The 609-nt window shown below is 61.9% G+C and carries 1 protein-coding gene; it reads right to left on the reverse strand.

The annotated features are described in order from the left end of the window. A partial coding sequence (locus tag AC1DIO_RS35415; RefSeq protein WP_476854959.1) for an IS256 family transposase occupies positions 1-609 on the reverse strand: 609 nt, incomplete at both ends.

Below are 609 nucleotides of genomic sequence, written 5' to 3' on the forward strand. Positions count from 1 at the left end.
GCGCAAGACGAGATAGATCAGCTTGGTTGCGGCTTCGTCGGTCGGAAAATGGCCTCGGATTTTGACCGCTCGCCGGAGCTTTGCGTTCAAGGCTTCGATCGCATTTGTTGTGTAGACGATTTTGCGGACGGCCTCGGGGAACGCGAAGAATGGGATGACGCGATCCCAGTTCCGGCGCCAGGCCTGGGCTATTGCCGGGTATTTTCGCCCCCAGAAGCCGGCATCGAAGGCCTCGAGCGCGGCTTTGCCGGCCTCGGCGTCTGTGGCCCGGTAGATCATGCGCAGCGCGGGCACGACGGGCTTTCGATCCTTCCAGGAGACGAATTCCAGCGAGTGCCGGATCAGATGCACGATGCAGGTCTGGACGATCGCTTGCGGAAAGACCGCGTTGATCGCCTCGGGGAAGCCTTTCAGCCCGTCTACGACGGCGATGAGGACATCCTCGACGCCGCGGTTTTTCAGCTCATTCATCACCCGCAACCAGAACTTGGCGCCCTCGGTCGTCTCGATCCAGATGCCGAGGATGTCCTTCGTGCCGTCGGCCTGGACGCCGAGCGCGAGGTAGACGGCTTTGTTGCGGACAAGGCCCTCGTCCCGGATCTTAACCCG

It is taken from the genome of Allobosea sp. 05T439 (genome assembly GCF_056396005.1).